This is a genomic window from Sulfuricurvum sp. (assembly GCF_019163035.1).
Taxonomy (GTDB): Bacteria; Campylobacterota; Campylobacteria; order Campylobacterales; family Sulfurimonadaceae; genus Sulfuricurvum.
The window spans coordinates 10780-17616 of record NZ_JAFLKV010000113.1 but is presented as its reverse complement, the minus strand read 5'-3'; the positions used below and the strand labels follow the sequence as shown (position 1 = coordinate 17616).

The 6837-nt window shown below is 46.2% G+C and carries 9 protein-coding genes; 4 read left to right on the top strand and 5 right to left on the bottom strand.

The window, feature by feature from the left end; genetic code table 11:
• Positions 1 to 312: 312 nt before the first annotated feature.
• From JZU62_RS08080 to JZU62_RS08070, 3 genes are read left to right on the top strand one after another with little or no spacing between them, the layout of a single operon-like run.
• Positions 313 to 1014 carry a Bax inhibitor-1/YccA family protein gene (locus tag JZU62_RS08080; protein ID WP_295013651.1) on the top strand — a complete coding sequence of 234 codons (702 nt, stop codon included), beginning with the start codon at positions 313 to 315 and terminating at the stop codon, positions 1012 to 1014.
• Positions 1004 to 1426: a thiamine-phosphate pyrophosphorylase gene (locus JZU62_RS08075; protein WP_295013649.1), complete on the top strand. Its 423-nt coding sequence runs from the start codon at positions 1004 to 1006 to the stop codon at positions 1424 to 1426. The genes JZU62_RS08080 and JZU62_RS08075 overlap by 11 nt, the downstream gene beginning before the upstream one ends.
• Positions 1423 to 2628, top strand: a complete 1206-nt coding sequence (locus JZU62_RS08070) for a TIGR03862 family flavoprotein (protein ID WP_295013647.1) — start codon at positions 1423 to 1425, stop codon at positions 2626 to 2628. Before JZU62_RS08075 ends, JZU62_RS08070 begins: the two co-directional genes overlap by 4 nt.
• A gap of 9 nt (positions 2629 to 2637) precedes the next feature.
• On the opposite strand, the gene JZU62_RS08065 is transcribed toward JZU62_RS08070, so the two are convergent.
• A complete protein-coding gene (locus JZU62_RS08065; protein ID WP_295013645.1) occupies positions 2638 to 3012 on the bottom strand; it encodes a hypothetical protein in 375 nt (124 codons plus the stop codon).
• A gap of 100 nt (positions 3013 to 3112) precedes the next feature.
• On the opposite strand from JZU62_RS08065, the gene JZU62_RS08060 reads away from it, so the two are divergent.
• Positions 3113 to 4366 (top strand): protein kinase, encoded by a 1254-nt coding sequence (locus JZU62_RS08060; protein WP_295013643.1) that lies wholly within the window; start codon positions 3113 to 3115, stop codon positions 4364 to 4366.
• On the opposite strand, the gene JZU62_RS08055 is transcribed toward JZU62_RS08060, so the two are convergent.
• From JZU62_RS08055 to JZU62_RS08040, 4 genes are all read right to left on the bottom strand, one after another.
• Positions 4347 to 5042, bottom strand: coding sequence for a methyltransferase domain-containing protein (locus JZU62_RS08055; RefSeq protein ID WP_295013641.1), 696 nt, complete (start codon positions 5040 to 5042; stop codon positions 4347 to 4349). The genes JZU62_RS08060 and JZU62_RS08055 overlap by 20 nt on opposite strands.
• Positions 5039 to 5839: a metal ABC transporter permease gene (locus JZU62_RS08050; RefSeq protein ID WP_295013639.1), complete on the bottom strand. Its 801-nt coding sequence runs from the start codon at positions 5837 to 5839 to the stop codon at positions 5039 to 5041. The genes JZU62_RS08055 and JZU62_RS08050 overlap by 4 nt, the downstream gene beginning before the upstream one ends.
• Before the next feature lie 9 nt (positions 5840 to 5848).
• Complete coding sequence (locus JZU62_RS08045; RefSeq protein ID WP_365956628.1) at positions 5849 to 6610, bottom strand: metal ABC transporter ATP-binding protein; 762 nt, start codon at positions 6608 to 6610, stop codon at positions 5849 to 5851.
• On the bottom strand, positions 6601 to 6837 hold a 237-nt coding region (locus JZU62_RS08040), incomplete at its 5' end, for a zinc ABC transporter substrate-binding protein (RefSeq protein ID WP_295013635.1). The genes JZU62_RS08040 and JZU62_RS08045, both read right to left, overlap by 10 nt.

Genomic DNA, 6837 nt, shown 5'->3' with positions numbered 1-6837 from the left:
AGACACCGTCTCGAACCGTTTAACCTACTTAGTTTTCAATGATCTCAAACTCAAATCTAGTTGGCTTTTAAAGGCTTTCCAGTGTTTGTGGACGGGAATTATAGGGGATTTATTAATGAATGTCAAGAGGTATTCGAGTAAATATGCAAAATATGTCAAAAACTTTTTATTTTTTATTTTAAACCCCTAAAATTGTAACTTTTTTACTCACATTTCCTCTCTGAAGCCCTTTTCTTACCTACAATTTCATATGAACCATTAATGAAACTCTTGTATAATCACTTTTGTAAAATCCCTTATAAGGAAAAAGCTATGGCTTTATATGATCGCGAATACGCACGAGAAGGTGCTTTTGGTTACGAGAGCGCACACCGAGGTGATGCGCAGATTGTGACGTTTGTTAAAGATACGTATAAACTGTTTGCCGCATCTATGATGGCAGGCGCAGTCGGTGCGTATGTTGGTGTTCCAATGGCTGGAACTATTGCAAGTTATTTTTGGCCGTTGTTTGCGCTAGAGATCGGTTTTCTAATCGGACTCCATTTTGTTAAACACAAACCCGGTATTAATTTAGCGGTTATGTTTGGGTTCGTCTTTATGACCGGTTTGATGTTGGCACCATTGCTAGCACGTACATTGGGAATGAGTGGCGGAGCAACTATTATCGGTAACGCGTTTGCAATGACCTCAGTCGTTTTTGGTGCTATGAGTTTTTATGCCATCAAAACCACCAAAGACTTTACTAGTTATGGTAAGCCGTTAATGATTGCTATGTTGGTTATCGTTGGTTTTTCCATTTTAAATATCTTCCTTGGTAATCCAATTTTGCACGTTGCTATTTCAGGCGTGGTTGTAATACTATTTAGCATCATGGTTATTTATGATACTCAGAACATTATGAATGGAAACTATGAGACTCCTATCGACGGTGCACTTGCGTTGTATCTCGATTTTCTCAACATCTTTACTGCATTGCTCCAACTCTTCGGAATTTTCGGTGGCAATGACGAATAACACTCTACCCCCGGAACTCCTCCGGGTGGTGGATGCCAATCTCAACCGTCTCAAAGAGGGGATCCGTGTGATTGAGGATATAGCGCGCTATGTTCACAATGACAAGGAACGCTCCACTTCGCTCAAAAATCTCCGCCATCTGTGCCGTATCGAACCCATCGAAGCACTCCTTGCCTCACGCGATAGTGTCAATGACGTACTCCGTCCTACGATGCAAAGTGAGATGAATCGAACCGATCTCCTTTCTATTATAATAGCAAACTACAAAAGAGCCCAAGAATCTTCACGCGTTTTAGAAGAGCTTTACAAAATAGTAGAGCCTGCTTTGAGCGAGCAGTTTAAAACGATCCGCTACGAACTCTATACATTAGAAAAGAAAAACGTCCTAGAACTTAGTAACGAGCATCATTGAATCACAAGCACATTGTTATCATCGGAGCGGGTGCGGCCGGACTCATGGCGGCGGATGTTTTGTCTAGTGCAGGGTTGAGTGTCGATGTTTATGAATCAAAACCCTCTGTGGGGAGAAAGTTTCTCATGGCGGGCAAGGGCGGTTTAAACATTACCCACAGTGAACCGATAGAGGATTTCATCGGTCGTTATGATCAACCGGAATGGATTGAGCCTATGATACGAGCTTTTGATGCCACTATGATCAGAGCATGGATGGAGAGTTTGGGTGTGGATTCGTTCGTCGGAACATCGGGACGGGTTTTCCCTACCGAGATGAAAGCGGCACCGCTGTTGCGCCGTTGGCTCTCTTCGTTGAAAAAACGGGGGGTTCGTGTTCATTATCGCCATTACTGGCAGGGGTTTAGTGATGAGGGCTCTTTACGATTTAGTTGCAGGGATGGTGAAATAATCGTAAAAGCCGATGCAACGATTCTGGCTTTGGGTGGCGGAAGCTGGGCGAGTCTGGGTTCGGATGGAGCGTGGGTGAGTATTTTGGAGGACAATGGTGTAAAGGTCAATCCTCTGCTCCCGTCCAACTGCGGATTTAAAGCGACATGGTCTCCGTTTTTACAACCCCATTTAGGGAAACCGTTAAAAAACATATCGGGTTGGGTGGGAAATCACAAAGATCACATCAGCTCCTCTGAAGCCGTTTTAACCACCTATGGAATCGAAGGGGGATTGGTCTATGCTCTGTCGCGTCCACTGCGAGAAGAGATTATGGCGCAAGGTTCGGCAACACTTTATTTAGACCTATTGCCCCATATCACGAAAGAGCAGTTAATAGTCCGTCTCACCTCATCCGCTAAACACTCACGCGATAATACGTGGCGAAAAGCGGGATTGGATAGGGTTAAAGGGGCACTTATCCGTGAGCTATTGCCCAAAAACCAATGGAATGATCCACGTAGTGTTGCAAAATGGGTTAAACAATGTCCCATAACTCTACATGGAATGCAACCTATCGATGAAGCAATTAGTACCGCAGGAGGGGTGATGCGGGAGTCTATGAGTGAGAGTCTTATGCTTCACGCCCTGCCAAATGTCTTTTGTGCAGGTGAAATGCTCGATTGGGATGCACCGACTGGGGGGTATCTATTAACCGCCTCGTTTGCAAGCGGAGTATTTGCGGCGAATGGGGTTTTAAAAACGCTTACTTGAGTTAATGAATCAATGGCGGCATTCACTCTCGTGACAATGCGTTTGTTTCTCCACATACTCTTCGGAGACATGTAGATTCGCACAAGAGTCAAGGAGACCGTACAGTTCCATTTCCGCTCCGGTGACATGGCGGACGATATTCCCCTCTGCGTCGATAAAAACAAACATTTCATACTTATGCTCATTCTTTTTTATATGTTGAGAAAAAATAACATATTCGGCTTTTACGAGTTCGGGAAAATGGCTGCATGAAGCAATGTATTTCTCACACTCTTTGTTGATCTTTTTGATTTCCAGAAATTCCGATTGAATCGCATCGCGAAGTACCGGCATAAGATTAGGGATAACCTCTTTTAGATTATCGTATTTTTCGATCCCCACCATCATATTCTCCTACTTTGTAATTCTATATAATAGGGATAGTATAACGCTTTAGTTCAAATATCGGTAAAATTCCGACACTAACTGTTTTGAAAAGGGCTTTATGCAAACATTGGCACAATTACGCTCCGGTGAACTCAAAGGGATCAAACGACTAACGCTCAGTGAAGACCTAACATCGTTTCCTGAAGAGATATTTGATCTCGCCGATACTCTTGAGATTTTGGATCTGAGCAACAATCGCCTATCTTCCCTCCCCGAAGATATCAGCAGGCTCAAAAAACTAAAAATTGCTTTTTTTTCCTATAACTCTTTTACCAGACTCCCTTCTTTTAGTGGATGTAACAATCTCACAATGTTAGGCTTTAAAGGAAATCAACTCGAAGAATTTGACGAAGATATCCTCCCGCTGGAGATCAACTGGCTAATTTTGACCGATAACCGCCTCAAAACACTCCCCCGTTCTATCGGAAAACTCACCAAACTCCAAAAATTTCCCCTTGCCGGCAACCGTATCGACAAGCTTCCCGAGGAGATGGCACAATGCCGAAACCTCGAACTCCTCCGCCTCTCAGCTAATAGGCTCCAAGATATCCCCGCATGGCTGTGGAATCTACCAAAACTCTCATGGCTCGCATTTTCGGGGAATCCGTGCAGTCCAAAGGCTCAGTTTGGGCTTCAAGAGATCGCGTATGAGTCGTTAGAGGTCAAAGAGAAATTGGGTTCAGGGGCTTCGGGAGATATTTACAAAGCCTACTCAAAAGAACATGAACAGCCCATTGCCCTAAAAGTGTTCAAAGGTGCCATCACAAGTGACGGATACGCGCACGATGAGATGAATGCCACTATGAGTACAGGTGAGCATCCGAACCTCATCAAAGTCCTCTCAAAATTAGCGGGGGATGAGCGTCTGGGTCTGGTACTCGAATACATCCCGAATGTTTATCGTAATCTAGGGTTTCCACCCGATTTTGAGACCTGCACGCGCGATACGTTTACAGAAGAAACCACTTTCAGCCCTGAAAGCATCCTCCAAGTAGCAAAAGGGATCGCATCCGCCGCCGCCCACCTGCACGCGAGAGGACTCATGCACGGCGACCTCTACGCCCACAACATCCTTATCAATGACGATGACCACTGCTATCTGGGGGATTTCGGAGCAGCAAGTTTTTATGAACCCCACCGCAAAGAGTTCGAGAGAATCGAAGTGCGAGCGTTTGGATGTCTGTTAGAAGATATGCTCTCACTCTGCCCTGCCAAAGAGGGAACTATCTATACAATGTTGGAAGAGCTAAAAGAGAAATGTATGAATGAAGCGGTAGAAGATAGACCGCTTTTTAGTGAGATGGGGTTGTAATAAACACCACTTCAAATTCGAGATAGTTCAACGGATACGTCTCCATCAGCCGTTTCGTCTGCGAAAAATCGAGAACTCTTCGTCCACCGCTCACTCCGCTTCGCTTGATATAGCGAAACATCTCCCGCACCGAATCAAATTCTAATGTATAGTGTACAACTTCAAACTGCGCATCCAAATGTTTCTCAGCGATCGCCATCACCTCATCACTCGTCCGAAGCAATGGAATGACTCCGGCACATTCATGCAAAGTTTTAAAGGTGCCTGCAGTGAAAATCGCCAATGACATCGGGGTGTTGAGCGAGGCGAGAGACTCTATAACGCGCTCCAAATCCTCCGCCCACTGTAACGCCGAAGCGGAGTAGATACGATCATAGTGCTCACCACCCACTCTCTCAAACAATGCAGGGTCGTTGAAATCCCCCAAGATCAACTCGACATTCGGGAATACGGAATGATGGGAAAGCATAGAATCAGAGAAATCGACACCGACAAAACGTTCAACATCCCAATCGATCAACGAGAAGAGGGTTCCGTTTCCGCATCCCAAGTCCAAAATACGGCGTGGATGAGGCTCTGTAGAGGTGATTAGTTTATCGGCGACGAGACGCTGGATGACATTACGACTGCCGTACTCCGCCGCATAGCGGGAAAACTCATGACACGCATTACTCATCGGCGGTTAATGACCAATGCGATGATAAAGATGACCAAGAGGCACAAGACAATAGCCGCACCGCTGGGGAGTGAAAAGAGATACGATGCACTGAGCCCGATCACGACCGAAATCAATGCAATCGCCATAGAGAGGAGGGTTGTCGGATAAAAACCCATCCCGAATCGGATCGCGGCAACGGGAGGAATCACCATCAACGCTCCGATCAAAAGGGTTCCGACGACGCGAATCGAGAGGGCGATGATAACGGCGATAACACTGACGAGCATGAAGTTGAGGAGGGTGACGCGAATCCCCCCTGCACGGGCGACATCTTCATCGAACGCGATAAAATAAAGCTCTTTGAAAAAAGCGATCAACAGTGCCATCGCCATAGAGCCGAAAATCCCCATCACCCATAAATCCTGTGTACTGACCGAGAGGATCGAGCCGAAAAGATAACTAAAGAGCGACGCGTTAAATGATCCCGCCAATGAGACGATCACGATAGCGAGGGCGAGGGAACCTGAGAGGAAAATGGCGAGCACCGAATCAGAGTACATTCCATGAACACTGCGCAAATACTCAATCAGCCATGAGGCGACCAAGGAGGCTAACACCGCCATCCATAACGGACTCATCCCAAAGAGCAATCCGACGGCGACACCGACCAATGAAACATGGGCTAATGTTTCGCTGAGAAGAGAGTAACGACGAAGGACAATAAACGAACCGCTGAGCGATGCGAGTACGGCGATCATTAACCCCGCGACAAAGGCGCGTTGCATAAAGGGATAATCAAGCATTTCTAACATCATTTTCCCCCTTTAATGGTTATGACACACGACATGCGACGGTGTGCCATAGAGTCGGCTCATCTCATCACATCGGATCATTTCGGCAGGATTTTGGGAAATAAGTACTGTTTGATTGACAAATAAAACGCGGGTAATGTCCTCAGCAATCACTCCGATATCGTGAGTGATAAAGAGGATCGAGAGTTTTTTGGTACGGTTGAGGGTACGAAGAAGCTCATAAAAACGGTGCTGAGATTCGACATCAACCCCCGTGTTGGGTTCATCGACTATCAAAACGTCGGGGTTAGAGGCGAGGGCGCGAGCGATCATCACTCGCTGACGCTGACCGCCGGAGAGGTTTCCGATAAGACGATTCGATAAATCCGATACCCCCATTAACTCCATCGCTTCAGCAATCGCGGCTTTATCTTCGACGGATTCGAATCCGAAAATCCCCCGTTTGGCGTAGCGTCCCATTCCTACTACTTCGCGCACGGTGGCGGGAAAAGAGCCATCCACTAAGGCGGAGCGTTGTGGGACATACCCGATACGGTTCCAATCTCGAAACCGATTTTGAGGCGTACCAAAGAGTGTGATTGCACCCGATGTCGGTTTTTCAAGACCTAGCAAAAGACGAACAAGGGTCGTTTTCCCTCCGCCGTTGGGACCGATAATGGCGCAATACTCACCTGGTAGAATTTTAAACGTTCCGTTTTTAAGAACCAAATTCCCCTGCCGCTCAAAGTTGAGGTTGTTCACTTCAAAAAGGCTGGGGGAAAACTTCAACGGCACTCCATCGCTTCTCGTAATTTTTTCAAATTCTCTCGCATAAGTGAGAGATACGTTTGATGTGATTTTAACTCATCTTGACTAATATTTTCCAGCGGTTGGAGAGGGACTGCCTTGGCACCCGTCTCTTTGGCAATCGTTTGAGAGACGTTATCGTTGATCAACTCTTCGAAAAAGATCGTTTTCATACCGTGTTCTTTTACCACTTCAACCACATGGGCTACAGTTTG

What these genes read in the sequence shown, in the direction of transcription:
- JZU62_RS08055 (WP_295013641.1), bottom strand. Translation starts at nt 5,042, where the DNA reads ATGAGTAATGCGTGTCATGAGTTTTCCCGCTATGCGGCGGAGTACGGC.
- JZU62_RS08080 (WP_295013651.1), top strand. Translation starts at nt 313, where the DNA reads ATGGCTTTATATGATCGCGAATACGCACGAGAAGGTGCTTTTGGTTAC.
- JZU62_RS08050 (WP_295013639.1), bottom strand. Translation starts at nt 5,839, where the DNA reads ATGATGTTAGAAATGCTTGATTATCCCTTTATGCAACGCGCCTTTGTC.
- JZU62_RS08065 (WP_295013645.1), bottom strand. Translation starts at nt 3,012, where the DNA reads ATGGTGGGGATCGAAAAATACGATAATCTAAAAGAGGTTATCCCTAAT.
- JZU62_RS08075 (WP_295013649.1), top strand. Translation starts at nt 1,004, where the DNA reads ATGACGAATAACACTCTACCCCCGGAACTCCTCCGGGTGGTGGATGCC.
- JZU62_RS08060 (WP_295013643.1), top strand. Translation starts at nt 3,113, where the DNA reads ATGCAAACATTGGCACAATTACGCTCCGGTGAACTCAAAGGGATCAAA.